We start from the raw sequence: 17,136 nt of genomic DNA on the forward strand, positions 1-17,136 counted from the left end.
GGCTGATGATGTTCGACGGCCTCCCCGCTGCCACCGCGGCGCGGCTCATGGTCTCAGCGGACCGTTTCCTCGGGCAGTGCGCGCGCAGTGTACTTGGCGATCAGGCTCAGCAGCAGGTCTTCGTCATAGGGCTTGCCCAGGTAGTGATCGACGCCGAGCTCCTGCGCATAGTCGCGGTGCTTCTGCGCGATGCGCGAGGTGATCATCACCACCGGCAGGCCGGCCAGACGCGCGTCGGCGCGCATATTGCGCACCAGATCGAAGCCGTCCATGCGCGGCATCTCGATGTCCGAGAGCACCACCGCCGGCAGCTCCTCGCCGCTGAGCTTTTCCATCGCGTCCATGCCGTCCTTGGCCAGCTCGACGCGATAGCCCTCGCGTTCCAGCAGACGCTGGGTGACGCGGCGCACGGTCAGCGAATCGTCCACCACCAGCACCAGCGGCGCCAGCACCTCCGGGGCTTCCTCGGCGCTGCGCGCCTGCTCGGCCCCCTGCTGCGCATGGGCCTGGGCCACGGTGCCGTAGCGGTGTGCCAGCGCCACCGGGTTGTAGATCAGCGCCACCTCGCCCGAGGCCAGCAGGCTGATGCCCGCCAGACCCGGCACGCCGCTGAGCTGCGGGCCGAGGTTCTTGACCACCACTTCCTGGTTGCCCAGCACCTCGTCCACATGCAGGGCCAGGCGCTGCTGCGCACTGCGGATGATGATCACCGGCACGGTCCGCGCCGCCAGCACGCCGCGTCCGCTGTGATGCAGCAGGCCGCCCAGCCAGTAGAACGGCACGCTCTCCTCGCCCAGCTGCAGACGGCCGCTCGCATAGGCCTGCTCGACCTGCTCGGCCGGCAGTCGCTGCACCGATTCCATCAGGCTGGCCGGCACCGCGACCGAGGACTCGCCATAGCGCAGCTGAACGATCTGCGTCAGCGCGGTGGTCAGCGGCACATGCAGCTCGAACATCGTGCCCACGCCCGGCGTGCTGCGGATGTCCACATAGCCGCCCAGCGTGTCCACCTCGGCGCGCACCACGTCCATGCCCACGCCGCGTCCGGACAGCTCGGTCAGCTGCGTGGCGGTGGAAAAGCCCGGCTGGAAGATCAGCTCGGCCAGCTCGCGCTCGGACAGGGCCGCGCCCTGGACGATCAGGCCCTGCTTTTCGGCCCGCTCGCGGATCGCGGTGAAGTTCAGGCCCGCACCGTCGTCGACGAAGGCCAGCACGACCTCGTTGCCTTCCTGGGCCGCCTGCAACCGTATCGTTCCCAGCGCCGGCTTGCCGGCCGCGGCACGCGCTTCCGGCGACTCGATGCCATGGCTGACGCTGTTGCGCAGCAGATGTTCGAAGGCACCGGTGAGGCGCTCGAGCACGCTGCGGTCCATGTCCACCTGGCCGCCGACGATCTCCAGCTGCACCTGCTTGCCGGCATCGCGCGCAGCCTGGCGCACCACGCGATGCAGACGCTCGGCCAGGCTGTCGAACTCGACCATGCGGGTGCGCAGCAGATCGTCCTGCAGCTCGCGCGTCAAGCGCGACTGCGCGGCCAGCTCGTCTTCGCCCAGCTGCACATTGCGCTGCAGCGCGCGCTGCACGGTGGCCACGTCGCCGACCGATTCGGCGAGCATGCGCGTCAGTTCCTGGAAGCGCGTGTAGCGGTCGAACTCCAGCGGATCGAAATCGCGGCCGGCCAGCTTGGCCGCTTCCTGGCTGGCGCCCATCTGCGCCTCGGCCTGCAGCTCCAGCTCGCGCATCTGGATGCGCAGGCGCTCCAGGTTGTCGTCCAGGTCGAGCAACGCGCTCTTCATCTGCGAGAGCTCGGACTCCAGCCGTGCGCGGCGGATCGCCACCTCGCCGGCCTGTGCCGCCATGCGCTCGATCAGCGCACCGCGAACGCGCACCAGCGCCTGCGTCGCCGCGGCGGCCCCGCCCTCGTCGCCTGCAGCCTCGACCTCGCCGGCGAAACGCGACCAGTCGATCGCGCCGGCGACGGCTTCGCCAGCCGGTGCTTCGGCTTCAGGGACAGCAGCCCGCAGCGGTTCAGCGGATGCAACTGGCTCGGCCTCGCCGACTTCGGCGACGGGCAGCTCAGGTGCAGCAAGCTCGGCCGCTGCCTCGACAGCAGGCTCCGGGACAGCGACCGCAGCCGGCGCGGGCGCACCCAGGCTGAGACGCAGCTCGTCGAAGCCCTGCTCCAGCGCATCGGCCACGGCCTGCAGCTGGCGCACCTCGTCGGCGCTGATCTCGTCCTGGCGCAGCAGCGCCTCGACCTGCGATTCCAGCCGGTGCGCGCGCTCGCCCAGGCGCATCGCACCGCACAGGCGCGCGCCGCCCTTGAAGGTGTGCAGCGCACGCATCGTCGCCGCGGAGCGGTTGCGGTCCTGCGGCTGGGCTGCCCAGTCGCGCAGGCTGGCGTGCAGCTGATCCAGCAGATCGCCCGCCTCCTCCTCGAAGATCGGATAGAGCTCGGCATCGATCTGGTCGGGCTCGCCGTGATCCTCGGCCGGGAACTCGCCATGGCCGCTCTCGGCGGCAGGCTGCGGCTGGTAGGCGTGCAGACGCTCGATCAGCGCGGCATCGGCCGGTTTCAGGAAGCCGGCAGCGAACTGATGCAGCAGTCGGCGGATCTCTTCGGCCGCAGCGACGAACAACTCGGCCTCGTCGGCGCTGTAGGCGCCGGCCAGCTGAGCACGCTCCAGCGCATGTTCCAGCTCGCGCGCCAGCTGCGACAGCTCGTCATAACCCACGGTGGCCGCATTGCCAGCCAGCGCATGGGCCTGCACCACGCAACTCGACGGCAGTGGCACGGCCAGCTCGACCGCCCATTCGGCCAGCGTGGTGCCCAGGCGGCGCGAAAGCTCGTCGGCTTCGTTGAGGAAGATGTTGAACAGCCCGATGCCGATGCGCAGCGGCCCGATGACCTTGACATCCTCTTCGCCCTCGACGCTTCCTGCGGCCACAGGCTCAGCCTCAGGCTCGGCGGGGGCCGCCTCGGCACTGCGATCGACGACCAGCGAGAGCAGCGGCGCCACCGGGGCGCCCGCGGCCTGTTCTTCGTCTGTCGCCGTGGAGGCCATCGCGGCAGCCTCGTCCTGTTGCGGCTGCGCCGCGGGCTCGACCAGTTCGCCGGAGTCCAGGTCCAGCATGAAGGCCGGCAGCTCGGCCTCGGGCAGCGGCGGCTCGAAGGGCAGCTCGGCAGGCACGGTCGGCGGCAACTCGAGCGGCAGCTCCTGTGGCAGCTCCTCGGGCGGCAACTCCACAGGCAGTTCGACTGGCAGCTCGAACGGCAACTCGGCAGGCTGCGTCGGCGGCAGCTCAGGCATGGGCTCGGCGGGCGTGGCCAGCTCGACGACTTCGCCCAACGGCATGTCCAGGCCCTGGATGGCCAGATCGGGCAGTTCGGTGACGGAGAAGCCCGACTCGCCGATCGACACCGCGGCGGCCTCGGGCGTCGCCTGCTCGATCGCCATCTCGGCCTCGCCCTGGCTGGCCGGCGCGGGCCAGTCCAGCGGCAGCAGCCGTCCTTCCAGGCGCAGCGCGTCGGCGCTGCGGCGCAGGCCATCCGGCTTGTGCGTGCTGCTCTCGCGCGCCGCGATGATGTGGCGCCAGTCGGCCAGATAGTCCAGCGCCTCGGCAGTGAAGGCCAGCAGCGCCGGGTCGGCGCCGCCAGGCTCGCCCAGGCGCGCGTTGTAGAGCTGCTCGCAGGCCCAGGCACCCTCGCCGAACTCGCTGAGCCCGACCATGCGCGAGCTGCCCTTGAGCGTATGGAAGGCGCGGCGCACCGCGCGCATCTGCTCCTCGTCCTGCGCGTTCTGTTCCAGCGCGGCCAGCGCGGCGCGCGCCGCAGCCAGCACCTCGTCGGCCTCCTCGAGGAAGATTTCCAGCATCTCCTCGTCGATGTCGGCCGGCACCGCCGGTGCGGCTGCCGCCGGGGGCTCCGCGACCGGTTCGGGCGCTCGCGCTTCGATGAATTCGTTGAGCGACTGCGCCGCCTGCGCCAGCGACTCGGGCTCGGCCTGCTGCAGCAGTTCCTTGGCCGACGAGGCTGCCTGGGCCAGCCCGGGCTCGTCGGCTGCGCGCGCCTCGTGGCTGAGTCGCTCCAGGTCGCGCGCCAACGCCTGCGCATCGGCAGCACCGCCCGCAGCCGCCTCGGCGGCGGCCTGCACCTGACTGAGCAGCGTGCCCGAGACTGCCGGCGCTTCGACGGCAGGCAAGGCCTCCAGCGCACCGAAGCGGCTGCTCGGCGCCGGCACGCTGGCGGCACCGCTGCGCCGACCCATCACCGCGTCCAGTCGGCCGCTCAGGCTGTCGAAACGGAACATGCGCTTGGCCAGCGCGGGCTGCACGCTGAGCATGTCGATGAGGAAGCCCATCGCGCCCAGGTTGTTGGCCAGGCGCTCGAAGGCCTCGCGCGGACCCTCGCGCTCGGCGTCGACCTCGGTATTGGCCAGCGTGTCGACCTCGTCGCGCATGCGCAGGCAGGCCAGCGCCGCCTGGTCCAGGCCCAGCACCGAAAGCACGCCGCGCATCGCCTGAAGCTGGCCCGGCACCGGGATCAGCGACTCGCGCTTGCTCGGGTCGCGGAAATAGACATCGACCTCGCGCTCGATCTCCGAGAGGCTGGCCCGCAGCTCATGCACCACGCTGCCCAGGGTCTGGCGGTCGGACACGCGGCGGTACAGCTCCTCCATCCAGGCTTCCAGCGGCCGCGGCGGCTCGCCGTGCGCCACCGAATCGACACGCCGCGCCAGCTCGCGCACGCGCTCGGCCTGCTCGGGCTTGTCGAAGGCCGCATCGTCCAGTGCCGCCTCGATGTAGAGCAGGCAGGTGGCGATCTCCATCGCCAGATCGGGCTTGGGGGCCTGACCCGAGCGCAGCGTCGCGACGACGGCGCGCTGCAGCGTCTGGCCCAGCACCTCGCCGCTGGGGAAGAGTCGCATCAGCGATTCGGCAATGCCGGCGAACTGCTCGTCCAGGCCGGCCATGCGAGCGGTGTCGCCCTCGGCCGCCGCCGACCAGCTGTCCTTGGCCATGCCGACGCGGCGGCGCGCCTGCGCCACCCAGTTCGGGTCTATGCGTCCCAGCGATTCGTCCTCGTAATCGCCGGGCGCCTCCTCGTCGAGATGGTAGGCCTCGCGCACCGCGGCCAGCCGCGGCGCCTGCGCTGCCGCGCCCGCCTGGGCGCAGAAGAAGAGCAGGTCCTGCGCCAGCCGCTGCGACGCGGCGGCATCGCCGCCGGCTCGCAGCTGCGAGAGCAGTCGCGAGCCCAGGCGCTTCACATAGACATCCTGCGGCAGCAGGCCCAGGGCCTGGGCCTCGAACTGTGCGGCCGCCAGCTGCCACAGCGTGCGGTTCTGCGGCTGCGTCAGGCCAGCGGCGATGCCGGCGCAGATCTCGCTCAGCGCAGCCGCGTACTCGGGCTTGGGCGAACGCATCTGCTTGAGCAGCGTGGCCTCGAAGGCCGCGCGCGCCTGCTCGGCAGAGAGCACGCGCGCCGGCGCCTCGCCGCGCAGCTCGCGCCAGGAGAACTCGTGGCTCCACAGATCGGCAGGGTGGATGCGCTCGGCGCCCACCAGGGTCTGCAGCTCGCGATAGGCCGCGAACAGCGCCAGGCTGGACGTCTTGCTGCCCGCCAGCAGCCGCGCGATGTAGGACAGCAGCGCGAAGTCGGCGCGCTCGATGGTCTCCACCACCTGCAGATCGACAGCCATGGGTCGGCGCGCCAGCTGCGTGACCGCAGCCTCGGAGGCGCGCAGCAACGTGGCCCCGGCGGCAAGACCGACCAACTGCACCACGCCCGCAGCCTGGTGCAGCTGCGCAGCGGCAGCCTGCAGCGGCGCGCTCGGCTGCGCCTCGGCACCGGCCATCGCTCCGAAGGTGCTCAGCCCGCCAGCGCGGCTGTCGCCGTCGCGCAGCTGGCGCCGCAGCGTCTTGTGCACCGACTCGAGAGAGCGACGCAGCTCCTCCTGCACCCAGGCCAGCGGACTGAGGTCGGCTGGAAACTCGGAATCGCGCGGCTGATCCATGGGCCTCGTCCTCGTTCCTTGTTCTTCAGCTGACCTTGAACCGCGCGACCGACTGGCGCAGGGCCTCGGCGGAGCGCGACAGCTCGTGCACCATCTGCGCGGTGGAGCGCGTGCCTTCCGAGGTCTGCTCGGTCACCGCGAAGATGTGCTGAATGTTGGCGGCCACCTCGTTGGCGGCCTGGGCTTCGCGCAGGGCCTGTGCGGAGATCTCGGCGATCAGCTGGTCGAGCTGGCGAGACACGCGGTCGATCTCTTCCAGCGCGTTACCGGCCGCATCAGAAAGCTTGGTCCCCTGCACCACGCCGACAGTGGAGCGCTCCATCGCGGCCACCGCGTCCTGCGTGTCGGTCTGAATCGTCTTGACCAGCGCCGCGATGCGTCGCGTCGCATCGCCCGAGCGTTCGGCCAGCCGCTGCACCTCTTCCGCCACCACCGAGAAGCCGCGGCCGGCTTCGCCAGCAGACGCGGCCTGGATGGCGGCGTTCAGCGCCAGCACGTTGGTCTGCTCGGTAATGTCCGAGATCAGCTCGGTGATTTCGCCGATCTCCTGCGAGCTCTCGCCCAGTCGCTTGATGCGCTTGGAGGTCTCCTGGATCGATTCGCGGATCTGCACCATGCCGCCGATATTGTTCTGCACCGCCTCGCGGCCCGACACCGCGGCCTGACGCGACTGGCGCGCGACCTCGGCCGTGTGCTGCGCATGCGCCGACACTTCGTTAATGCGGCCCGCCATCTGCAGCACCGCCTCGCCGGTGGCGCGGATCTCGTGCAGCTGCTCGGTCGAGGCAGCCAGCAGCTCGGTGGAGGTCTGGTCCACCTGCACCGTGGTCTCGGTCACGCGGGTGGCCGTGCTTTGCACCTGGCCGACCAGGCTGCGCAGCTCTTCCACCGTGTAGTTCACCGAGTCGGCGATCGCGCCGGTGATGTCCTCGGTCACCGTGGCCTGCTGCGTCAGGTCGCCCTCGGCCACCGCCTGCAGCTCGTTCATCAGACGCAGAATCGCCGCCTGGTTGGCGTCGTTGACGCGCTTGGCCTCGCGCTCCTGCGCCTCGGCCTCGCGCTTGCTGGCCTCGGCCAGCTGGGCGCGCTGAGCCTGATCGGCCACATACAGACGCAAGAAGCCCACCGCACCGAAACCCAGTGCGGCCAGGAAGGCGAGCAGCGGCACGCCCTTGCCCCAGCTCAAACCGCCCGCAGCCTCCAGGCTGGCGGCCACACCTTCCAAGGCTTTGCGCAGCGGCTCGCTGTCGTTGAGGATGGCGCTCTGCGCGTCGCGCGAGGCGACCAGGCCCTGCAGGTTGCTCTGGATCAGGTCGGCCTGCTCGCGCGTGGTCTCGAACTGCTTGAGCAACGTGGCCAGCCGTTCGCGCATCTGTGCATCGCGCGCCGGCGGCAAGCGCATCTCTGCATTGCCCTTGAGCATCGCGTCGCCCAGCTGCTTGAAGGTGCCCAGGTCCTTGCCGAGCAGGAACACCGCCTCGGGACTGACACCCTCCTGGGTGAGGAATTCGTTGGCGCTCTTGCCGATGCGCTGCGTCAGCATGAGCAGTTGGCCGGCCGTAGCGATCTCGGCACCGGCATTGGGATAGGTCTGCGCCAGCGCGACCACGGCTTCGGCGCTTTCCAGCAGCTCGCCGCTCTGCGCATTGATCGCCTTGAGCGCCTGACCGACCTGGATCAGCACCTTCTGCTGGGCCAGCACGGCGCGGCCGTTGGCATCGGCCTTCTTCAGCAAGGGCTCGACCGCGTCGAGACCCTGCTGCACCTCGGCGCCGCCACCCCCCTCGCGCAGTTGCGGCACCAGCGCCTCGAGCACCTCGACCGACTCGCGCAGTTCGCCGAAAGCCGCGGTATTGCCCAGCAGCGCTGCGGACACCGCCTTGGCCATGCGCTGCGACTGCATCAGTGCCTGGCCGGTAGAGCGCGCCTGTGCGGCGCTGCGGTTGGCATCGACCAGCGCCCAGCCCACCATCGCCACCGTACCGACCATGCCGACGGCGACCAGCGCCGTGAGCACGCCCTGCCGGCGCTGCGCGGCCGCTGGCGGCTGCACAGCGGCCGCTTCGCCCTCGGTGGTCGCCGTCGTCGAGGCGAAGCTCGTGCTTGCCTCGGTCGACGGGCCGCTGATGAACTCGGTCGGCCGCGCTTCCGAGATGATGGACGACTCGGGACGCCCCGTACCCGCCATGATGTCGGAGGCTGCCTGCGTCGACGCGGCCAGCGCGTCAGCCTCGGAGGCCTCACGCTTGCCCAGTTTCTTGATCTTGTCCAGGAAGCTCATCTCACCCTCGTGATGACAGACAGTGTGTCGGCCGGGCTGCTCTTGCTGCGCCCGGTCCTCGATCAAACAACGATGCGCAGGAACTGCGGATGGCGGGCCAGCGCCTCCAAGTCGAGCACCTGCCAGACGCGCCCCTCGGCATCGCGCAGCCGCGGGCCGGCGAAGCGCGGCCGCCCGGCGACCTCGCCCTCCTCCGGCTGCAGCTGCTCATCGCCGCGCAGACCCAGCAGGCGGTCGACCAGCAGGGCGCAGTTGATGTTCAGCTCTGGATTGAAGGCGACCAGTCGCGTGCCGGCCGCGGTGCCACCCGCTTCGGCGCGCGGCGCCGCCGCAGCGTCGCGCAGACCGAGAAAACCGGCCAGATCGACAACGGTGTGCAGGCCACCACGCAGATTGGCCACGCCCAGCAGCCAGGGCTGCGCATAGGGCACCGGCTTGATCGGCACCAGCGTGAAGATCTCGGCCGCTTGGCGCAACGAGAGCAGCAGGGGCACGCCGGCGGCCTCGACAGCCAGCCAGCTGGCCGCCTGTGAGGTCTCGCGCGCCGCCTGCATGCGCTGCGCGAGGCGTTGCTGGAGGTCGCGCAGGGCTTGCTTGTTCGACATGAGCGTCAGCCCAGAGCCTTGATCTTGGCCAGCAGCTCGTCAGGCTTGACGGGCTTGACCACATAGTCGCGCGCGCCCTGGCGCATGCCCCAGACGCGATCGGTTTCCTGGTTCTTGCTGGTGCACATGATCACCGGCACATCGGCAAAGCGCTCGTCGCGCGTGATCGTGCGGGTGAGCTGGAAGCCGTTCTGGCCGGGCATCACCACGTCCATCAGGATCAGGTCCGGCTTCTCCTCAGCCAGGCGCTTCAGAGCCTCCTCGCCGTTCTCGGCGGTACGCACCGCGTAACCCCGCTTGAGCAGGATCTCGCTCAGATGGTGCAACTCGGTCTTGGAATCGTCGACCAGCAGAATCTTCTGGATGGGCATCTGGTTCTCCTCGCGCTGCCTCTTGTGTCGGGCTTTCCTGAGTGCTGGAACGCGAGGCCGGCTCAGCCCGCGCGTCGGTGTTGTTGGACCGCCTGCAGCAGCTGGTCCTTGGTGAAGGGCTTGGTCAGGTAGTCCTGCGAACCCACCATGCGGCCGCGCGCCTTGTCGAACAGCCCGTCCTTGGACGAGAGCATGATCACCGGCACCGCGGCGAAGGCGGGGTTGCGCTTGATGATGGCGCAGGTCTGGTAGCCGTCCAGGCGCGGCATCAGGATGTCGCAGAACACCAGGTCGGGCTTGTAGTCGCTGAGCTTGGCCAGCGCATCGAAGCCGTCCTCGGCCAGCACCACCTCATGACCGCCCTGCTTGAGGAAGATCTCGGCGCTGCGCCGTATCGTGTTGCTGTCGTCGATGACCAGCACCTTGGTCGTGGGACTGGAGTCCGGCGACGGTGCGGAGGGAGCTTGAGAGTCCACCACGGTCTCCTTCAGGGCGTCTCGGGACTGCGTTGGCAGGATGGACGGCTGCTCAGATGCGCACCATCTCGAAGTCTTCCTTGCGCGCGCCACATTCCGGACAGGTCCAGTTCATGTCGACATCGGCCCAGCGGGTGCCCGGTGGGATCCCATGTTCAGGATCTCCCACGGCCTCGTCATAGATCCAGCCGCAGATCAGGCACATCCAGGTCGTACTCGTTTCGCTCACGGCGCTCCTGCAATCAATTGCTATCTACAATGGTCGGAAGATTGTAGCCAGCCACTTCCGCCGCCCCAGCGTTGGAGATGGCTAGGATGCAACAGCCAGTTTCTCGCTTGAATCCGCGGGTGCCCGGCTCCTCCAGCGCGGTCCCCAAAGCTGCGACCGGCGGTGCTGCCGGCCCGCCAATCCCGCACCATGAGCAGCACAGCCGACATCCCGAGCAGCACCGACCACGCCCTGGGCGACCCGCAGGAGCCGCAAGCGCCGGCCTGCGTGATGAGCTTCAATGCCAGCGACCCCACCGGCGCCGGCGGCCTGGCCGGCGACGTGGCGACGATCGCCGCGATGGGCGCGCATGCACTGCCGGTGGTCACGGCCATCGTGCTGCGCGACACCGCCGAGGTGTTCGATCAGCATGTGCTGGACAGCGATACCGTGGTCGAGCAGGCTCGCTCCATCCTTGAGGACGTGACGATCAATGCCTGGAAGGTTGGCTTCCTCGGCAGCGCCGAGGGGGTCAGCGCAGTGGCCGAGGTGCTCAGCGACTACCCGGACACGCCGCTGGTGGCCTATATGCCAGCGATCTCCTGGCTGGACGAGGAGCAGCAGCAGAGCTATCTGGACGCCTTCCGCGAGCTGGTGCTGCCGCAGACCCATGTGCTGGTGGGCAACCACAAGACCCTGACCGACTTCCTGCTGCCCGACTGGGATGCCGACCGTCCGGCCTCGCCACGCGAGCTGGCCGTGGCAGCCGCCGAGCATGGCACCGGCCATGTGCTGGTGACCGGCATCAACCTGCCCAACCAGTTCGTCGACAACGTGCTGGCCAATGCGCAGGGGCCGATCACCGGCGAGAAGTTCGAGCGTTTCGAGACCAGTTTCGTCGGCGCCGGCGACACGCTGTCGGCCTCGCTGGCGGCGCTGCTCTCGGTCGGTGCCGAGGTGCACGACGCCGTGGCCGAGGCGCTGGCCTTCCTGGACCAGTCGCTGGACGCGGGCTTCCGCCCCGGCATGGGCAATGTGGTGCCGGACCGCTTCTTCTGGGCCCTGCCGCCCGGCGAGGAAGGCGAGCCGCTGCCCTTTGCCGAAGGCGGCACCGAGGCCGAGAGCGACGAAGCGCCGGCCGAGCCCGTGCCGCCGGCGCGGCCGCCGCGGCGCATGCACTAGGCCCACCCCCTACGCGCTGCGCGCGCCCCGCCAAGGGGCGGTGCCGGCCGACCCGGAGACCCGGATCGGCGGCACCCTGTCAGATCAGGCCGCAGTCCTGCAGAGAGAGGAGTCCACCATGACCAGCAACCAAGACCTGTTCGAGCGCGCCCAGCGCGTCATCCCCGGCGGCGTGAATTCGCCGGTGCGCGCCTTCCGCGCCGTCGGCGGCACGCCGCGCTTCATCGCCCGCGGCGAAGGCCCGTACATCTGGGACGCCGAAGGCAAGCGCTATATCGACTACATCGGCTCCTGGGGCCCGATGATCCTGGGCCACGGCCACCCGGCGGTGCTGGAGGCCGTGCTGTCGGCTGCGCGCGAGGGTTTCTCCTTCGGCGCGCCGACCGAGCGCGAGATCGAGCTGGCCGAGGAGATCCTCAAGCTGGTGCCCAGCATCGAGCAGGTGCGCCTGGTGAGCTCGGGCACCGAGGCGACGATGAGCGCGATCCGCCTGGCGCGCGGCGCCACCGGGCGCCCGAAGTTCATCAAGTTCGAAGGCTGCTACCACGGCCATACCGACGCGCTGCTGGTCAAGGCAGGCTCGGGTCTGGCCACCTTCGGCCACCCGACCAGCGCCGGCGTCACCCCTGGCGCGGCGCAGGACACGCTGGTGCTGGAGTACAACAACGTCGCCCAGCTGGAAGAAGCCTTCGCGCTGAACGGCAAGGAACTGGCCTGCGTGATCGTCGAGCCGATCGCCGGCAATATGAACTTCGTGCGCGCCAGCATCCCCTTCATGAGCAAGCTGCGCGAGCTGTGCACGCAGCATGGCGCGCTGCTGATCTTCGACGAGGTGATGACGGGCTTCCGCGTCGGCCTGCAGTCCGCACAGGGCCACTACGCGAAGCTGATCCCCGGCTTCAAGCCCGATATCAGCGTGTTCGGCAAGGTCATCGGCGGCGGCATGCCGCTGGCCGCCTTCGGTGCCAGCCGCGAGATCATGAAGCACCTGGCACCGCTGGGCGGCGTCTACCAGGCCGGCACGCTGTCCGGTAACCCGGTGGCCACCGCCTGCGGCCTGGCCACGCTGCGCGAGATCCAGAAGCCCGGCTTCTTCGACGCGTTGTCGGCCAAGACGCGCGCGCTCGTCGACGGCCTGAAGCAGGTTGCCGCCCACAACGGCGTGCCCTTCAGCGCCGACTGCGAGGGCGGTATGTTCGGCTTCTTCCTGATGCCCGAGCTGCCGCAGAACTACGCCACCGTGATGACGACCGACAAGGAGCGCTTCAACCGCTTCTTCCACGCCATGCTTGACGCCGGCGTCTACCTGGCCCCGGCGCTCTACGAGGCCGGCTTCGTCAGCGCTGCGCACAGCGACGGCGACATCGAAGCCACGCTGGCCGCAGCACGTGCCGCACTGCGCTGATCTGACATGCACATCCACATCCTCGGCATCTGCGGCACCTTCATGGGCGGCCTGGCCGCGCTGGCGCGCGAGGCCGGCCACAAGGTCACCGGCTGCGATGCGAACGTCTATCCGCCGATGTCCGACCAGCTCGAGGCGCTGGGCATCGAACTGATCCAGGGCTTCGGTGCCGAGCAGCTGGACCTGAAGCCCGATGTCTTCGTAATCGGCAATGTGGTGACGCGCAGCAGCGAAGGCCGCTTCCCGCTGATGGAAGCCATCCTCGACGCCGGCCTGCCCTACACCAGCGGCCCGCAGTGGCTGGCCGAGCACATCCTGCAGGGCCGTCATGTGCTGGCCGTGGCCGGCACGCATGGCAAGACCACCACCACCTCGATGCTGGCCTGGATCCTCGATCAGGCCGGCCTACAGCCGGGCTTCCTGGTCGGCGGCGTGCCGCTGAACTTCGGAATCTCGGCAAGGCTCGGACAGCCAGGCAGTCCCTTCGTTATCGAAGCGGACGAGTACGACACCGCCTTCTTCGACAAACGCAGCAAGTTCGTCCACTACCGGCCGCGCACCGCGATCCTGAACAACCTCGAGTACGACCACGCCGACATCTTTCCGGACCTGGCGGCCATCGAGACGCAGTTCCATCACCTGGTGCGCACCGTGCCGGCCAAGGGCCGCGTCGTCGTCAACTCGCGCGAGGAGGCGCTGCAGCGCGTGCTGGCGCGCGGCTGCTGGAGCGAGGTGCAGCGTTTCGGCGCCCGCAAGGAAGAGCCCGGCGCGCTGCGTGCCCGCGGCGAGCCGCAGGCTTTCGACGTGCTGCGTGGCGCGCTGAAGGTGGGCCGCGTCGAGTGGAGTCTCTCCGGCGAGCACAACCAGCTCAACGCGCTGGCTGCGATTGCCGCGGCCGAGCATGTGGGCGTCGCGCCCGATGTGGCCTGTGCCGCGCTGGCCAGCTTCCAGAACGTGCGCCGCCGCCTGGAGCTGCGCGGCGAGGCTGCCGGCGTGAAGGTCTACGACGATTTCGCCCACCATCCGACGGCGATGCGCACCACCGTCAACGGTCTGCGCCGCCGCATCGCGCCGGCCGAGCGCATCCTCGCCGTCTTCGAGCCGCGCTCGAACACGATGAAGCTGGGCACGATGAAGGCGCAGCTACCCTGGGCACTGGAAGAAGCCGACCTCTCCTTCTGCAACCAGGCCGGCCTGGGCTGGGACGCAAAGGAGGCACTGGCCCCGATGGGCGCACAGGCCCTGGTCTGCGATGGCGTGGACGCGCTGGTGGCCGCGGTGCTCAAGGCCGCCAAGCCGGGTGACCATGTGCTGTGCATGAGCAATGGCGGCTTCGGCGGGATTCACGAGAAGCTGCTGGAGGCGTTGGCCGGGAAGCGCTAACTCCTGGAATTGCTGGCCGCCGCACTTAGGCGGTTAGAGCAGGGAGCGCTGCGACGGGCTAGTTTTGCTCCATGTCCCCCGCGTCCACTGCGTGGCCGCTCCTCCTTTACTTGCGCAAAACAAGCCCGTCACATCGCTCCCGATCCAACGGTGGCATGCCGCCTCTTCGCATGCCGCGGTGTGTGTACGGCAGTGATGGGCTGGGGCGATTTGCGTAAGTAAAGGGGGAGGCGGCGCGCAGCGACGCCGGAGGACATGGAGCAAATCGCCCCAGCCCGTCGCTGCCCCGCGCCTACCCGGGCATGCAAGGCAGTCGAACGTCAGGTCGCCAGACTCGCCAGATCGAATCCGACATCGCTCACCTGATCCAGTGTCGGCGAACGCCCCAGATCCATCAGCTTCCTCGCCAGCAGATGCTCCTTTGAGGCATTGATGGTGTCGACACCGATGAGCTTGCCGGCGCGGAAGTGCCACACCGAGAAACCGCCCTCGCCCTGCATGTCGCCACGCAGCGCATAGGCGTCGGCGCCGGCCGAGAGGCCAGCCATCTGCAGCTTCTTGTCGTACTGATCCGACCAGAACCACGGCGTCGCGGTGAACGGACGCTCCTGCCCGAGCAGCGCGGCAGCCGCTGACTTGGCCTGTTCGGTGGCGTTCTGCACCGACTCAAGCCGCAGCAGGCTGCCATCGTCTAGGCGTCGTGCCGTGCAATCGCCGGCCGCGACGATCAGCGGGTCGGCGGTGCGGCTGCAGGCATCGACGACGATGCCACGATCCACCGCCAGGCCGGCCTCGCGCGCCAGCCCGTCGTTGGCCTCCACACCCACGCCCAGCACCACCAGGCCGCAGGGCAGGCGCTCACCGCCTTCCAGCAGCACGGCGCATGCCTGGCCGTCGGCACCGCGCTCGATGCTGCTGATGCGCGCCGACAGGCGCAGGTCCACGCCATGGCTGCGATGCAGCGCGGCAAACCAGTCAGACAACAGCGGCAGCAGCACGCGGCCGAGCAGGCGCGGCGCGGCTTCGAGCACGGTCACCGCCACGCCCTTCTTGCGCGCGGTGGCCGCCACCTCCAGCCCGATGAAGCCGCCGCCGATCACCACCAGCGGCAGCTGGCTTTCCGCGCAGCGCGCCAGGCCGGCGGCGATGCGCGAGGCGTCGTCGCGCGAGCGCAGCGGCAGCACATTGGGCGCCTCGGCGCCGGGCAGCGGCAGCATGCGCGGGCGCGAGCCGGTGGCCAGCACCAGGCCGGTGTAGTTCAAGCTCTCGCCGCCGCTCAGACGCAGCTGCTGCGCCTTGCGATCGATCGCCTCGACATGGCAGCCGGTGCGCAGCGCAATGTTCTTCTTCGCCAGCATCTCCGGCGCGCGCAGCGCCAGTTGCGCCTCGCCGATCTCGCCGGCCAGCCAGGCCTTGGACAGCGGCGGGCGGTGATAGGGTCCGTAGGCCTCGTCGCCCAGCAGCGTGATCTCGCCGGCGAAGCCGCCGCTACGCAGCGCCTCGGCGGTGAAGGTGCCGGCCTGGCCGGCGCCGACGATGACGATATGGCCGGCCGTGTTGGTGCTGTCGCTGCTCATCGCGCTGGCTCCCGCGTTCATCATTCCTGGCATTCAGGCAGGTTCAAGGTCGCGCCTTCCATCGCCGCCGAGGCCTTGATCTGGCAGGCCAGGCGGCTGTTCGGGCGGCGCTCGGCGGCGACGTTGGCCAGCATGTCCAGCTCGCCCTGGCTGGGCGCGGGCAGCACGGCGGCGAGCATGTCGTCCACATAGCAGTGGCAGGTGGCGCAGGCGCAGGAGCCGCCGCATTCGCCGAGGATGCCCTCGACGCCGTTGGCGGTGGCGGCCTGCATCAGGTTCCAGCCCTCGGGCACGTCGACGGTGGTGGCGGCTCCGTTGGCTTCGACGTAGGTGATGTGCGGCATGGCGGGACTCTCTGGAAGGTTCGGATCAGGTTGGGGCTTGCGGTCAATGTAGCAGCGGCCCCGCACGCCCTCGCGGGCGCCGGAGCCGTGGCTCGTGTGAAAGGGGCTACTGCGCGGCCAGCATCAGCACCAGGGGGCTGCGGAAGGTCGACGAAGGCATCCACGGCAGCTGGTCGGCGACGCGGCGGTAGTCGGGCACGACCTTGTGGAATTCCTCGAAGGCGATCTTCACCGCCAAGCGCGCGATCGCCGTGCCCAGGCAGGCATGGACGCCGCCGCCGAAGCCCAGATGGCCGCGCGGCTTGCGCGTGATGTCGTAGACGTCCGGGTTCGGGTACTGGCGCTCGTCGCGGTTGCCCGAGCCATAGGCCAGGCAGACGAAATCGCCTTCCTTCATGGTCTGGCCGTGCAGCGTGACGTCCTTCATCAGACGGCGGCGGAAGCGCTGCGCCGAGGTGTTGAAGCGCAGGCTTTCCTCGATCGCATCGGGCAGCAGCGCCGGATTGGCGACCACGGCCTTGCGCGCCGCGTCGAAGCTCGCCAGGTTGTAGGCGAACATCATCATGAAGCCGCCCAGCGATTCGACGCCGGCCATGATCAGCGTGGTGGTGGTCAGCAGCACCTCGCGCTCGTCGAGGCGGTCGCCGTCGATCTCGGCCAGGCTGAAGTGGCTGATCAAGTCATTGCGCGGCTCGGCGCGGCGCATCTCGATGACCTTGCCGGCATAGGCCTGCATCCAGTTGTAGGCGGCGATGTGCTCCGGGCCCTTGGTGCGGGTGCGCGCATCGCTCTGCACCATCAGCACCGCGTTGTCGCGCACCTCCTGCTCGTCGACGATGGCCTCGTCGCCCATCGGCAGGCCTAAAGCGGCCATCAGCACCTTGACGGTGAACTGCGCGGAAACGTCCTTGAAGTCGAATTCCTTGACGCCACGCAGCTGGCCGAAGACCTGCTGCGCGACGGCGCGGATCGGCTCTTCCAACGCGAGCAGATTGCGCTTCATGAAGGCGTGCTGGATCAGGCCGCGCAGGCGGTCGTGCTTCGGAGGATCGGAGCTGCCCAGCGTGGCGCCGGCGCGGCCCGGCAGCTCGGTCATCAGATTGCCACTGGCCGACGAGTAGGTCTGCCAGTCCTGGCCGGCGCTGACGATGTCCGCATAGCGGGACAGCACCCACATCTGCGCTTCCTCGCTCCAGAAGCAGGGGAACTCGTCGCGCAGCCGCTTGTAGTAGGGAAAGGGGTCGGCGTCGACGGCCGGCGAGTAGGGATCGAAATGGAAGCTGCTCATCG

General features: G+C 69.4%; 12 protein-coding genes. 3 read left to right on the plus strand and 9 right to left on the minus strand.

Going from position 1 to position 17,136, the window contains the following annotated elements:
- Nucleotides 1-53 precede the first annotated feature (53 nt).
- The 6 genes from AC2EBS_RS13620 to AC2EBS_RS13645 form a co-directional block, all read right to left on the minus strand.
- Nucleotides 54-6,014 (minus strand): hybrid sensor histidine kinase/response regulator, encoded by a 5,961-nt coding sequence (locus tag AC2EBS_RS13620; RefSeq protein WP_484728960.1) that lies wholly within the window; start codon nucleotides 6,012-6,014, stop codon nucleotides 54-56.
- A 25-nt stretch (nucleotides 6,015-6,039) separates the two neighbouring features.
- Nucleotides 6,040-8,295, minus strand: a complete 2,256-nt coding sequence (locus AC2EBS_RS13625) for a methyl-accepting chemotaxis protein (RefSeq protein WP_484728961.1) — start codon at nucleotides 8,293-8,295, stop codon at nucleotides 6,040-6,042.
- 62 nt (nucleotides 8,296-8,357) lie between these two features.
- On the minus strand, nucleotides 8,358-8,900 hold the full coding sequence (locus AC2EBS_RS13630; RefSeq protein ID WP_484728962.1) for a chemotaxis protein CheW: 543 nt from the start codon (nucleotides 8,898-8,900) through the stop codon (nucleotides 8,358-8,360).
- Nucleotides 8,901-8,905: 5 nt separating this feature from the next.
- Nucleotides 8,906-9,271, minus strand: coding sequence for a response regulator (locus AC2EBS_RS13635; RefSeq protein WP_484728963.1), 366 nt, complete (start codon nucleotides 9,269-9,271; stop codon nucleotides 8,906-8,908).
- A gap of 62 nt (nucleotides 9,272-9,333) precedes the next feature.
- Nucleotides 9,334-9,750 carry a response regulator gene (locus AC2EBS_RS13640; RefSeq protein WP_484728964.1) on the minus strand — a complete coding sequence of 139 codons (417 nt, stop codon included), beginning with the start codon at nucleotides 9,748-9,750 and terminating at the stop codon, nucleotides 9,334-9,336.
- Nucleotides 9,751-9,799: 49 nt separating this feature from the next.
- Entirely contained in the window at nucleotides 9,800-9,952 is a 153-nt protein-coding gene (locus AC2EBS_RS13645) for a rubredoxin (protein WP_484729145.1), read from the minus strand.
- 213 nt (nucleotides 9,953-10,165) lie between these two features.
- Between AC2EBS_RS13645 and thiD the strand changes: the two genes are divergently transcribed.
- The 3 genes from thiD to mpl all read left to right on the plus strand — a co-directional run bounded on the left by thiD (nucleotide 10,166) and on the right by mpl (nucleotide 13,925).
- Nucleotides 10,166-11,137, plus strand: a complete 972-nt coding sequence (gene thiD / locus AC2EBS_RS13650) for a bifunctional hydroxymethylpyrimidine kinase/phosphomethylpyrimidine kinase (protein ID WP_484728965.1) — start codon at nucleotides 10,166-10,168, stop codon at nucleotides 11,135-11,137.
- Nucleotides 11,138-11,255: 118 nt separating this feature from the next.
- Complete coding sequence (gene hemL / locus AC2EBS_RS13655) at nucleotides 11,256-12,542, plus strand: glutamate-1-semialdehyde 2,1-aminomutase (RefSeq protein WP_484728966.1); 1,287 nt, start codon at nucleotides 11,256-11,258, stop codon at nucleotides 12,540-12,542.
- 6 nt (nucleotides 12,543-12,548) lie between these two features.
- Nucleotides 12,549-13,925: a UDP-N-acetylmuramate:L-alanyl-gamma-D-glutamyl-meso-diaminopimelate ligase gene (mpl, locus tag AC2EBS_RS13660; protein ID WP_484728967.1), complete on the plus strand. Its 1,377-nt coding sequence runs from the start codon at nucleotides 12,549-12,551 to the stop codon at nucleotides 13,923-13,925.
- Nucleotides 13,926-14,245: 320 nt separating this feature from the next.
- Here the strand turns inward: mpl and AC2EBS_RS13665 are convergent, their stop codons facing one another.
- The 3 genes from AC2EBS_RS13665 to AC2EBS_RS13675 form a co-directional block, all read right to left on the minus strand.
- Complete coding sequence (locus AC2EBS_RS13665) at nucleotides 14,246-15,502, minus strand: NAD(P)/FAD-dependent oxidoreductase (protein WP_484728968.1); 1,257 nt, start codon at nucleotides 15,500-15,502, stop codon at nucleotides 14,246-14,248.
- Nucleotides 15,503-15,522: 20 nt separating this feature from the next.
- The gene (locus AC2EBS_RS13670; RefSeq protein ID WP_484728969.1) at nucleotides 15,523-15,846 is read right to left on the minus strand and encodes a 2Fe-2S iron-sulfur cluster-binding protein; all 324 of its coding nucleotides are present in this window, start codon (nucleotides 15,844-15,846) and stop codon (nucleotides 15,523-15,525) included.
- 106 nt (nucleotides 15,847-15,952) lie between these two features.
- On the minus strand, nucleotides 15,953-17,134 hold the full coding sequence (locus tag AC2EBS_RS13675) for a cytochrome P450 (RefSeq protein WP_484728970.1): 1,182 nt from the start codon (nucleotides 17,132-17,134) through the stop codon (nucleotides 15,953-15,955).
- Between the last annotated feature and the right edge of the window lie 2 nt (nucleotides 17,135-17,136).

This window comes from Roseateles sp. T103, from assembly GCF_057219915.1.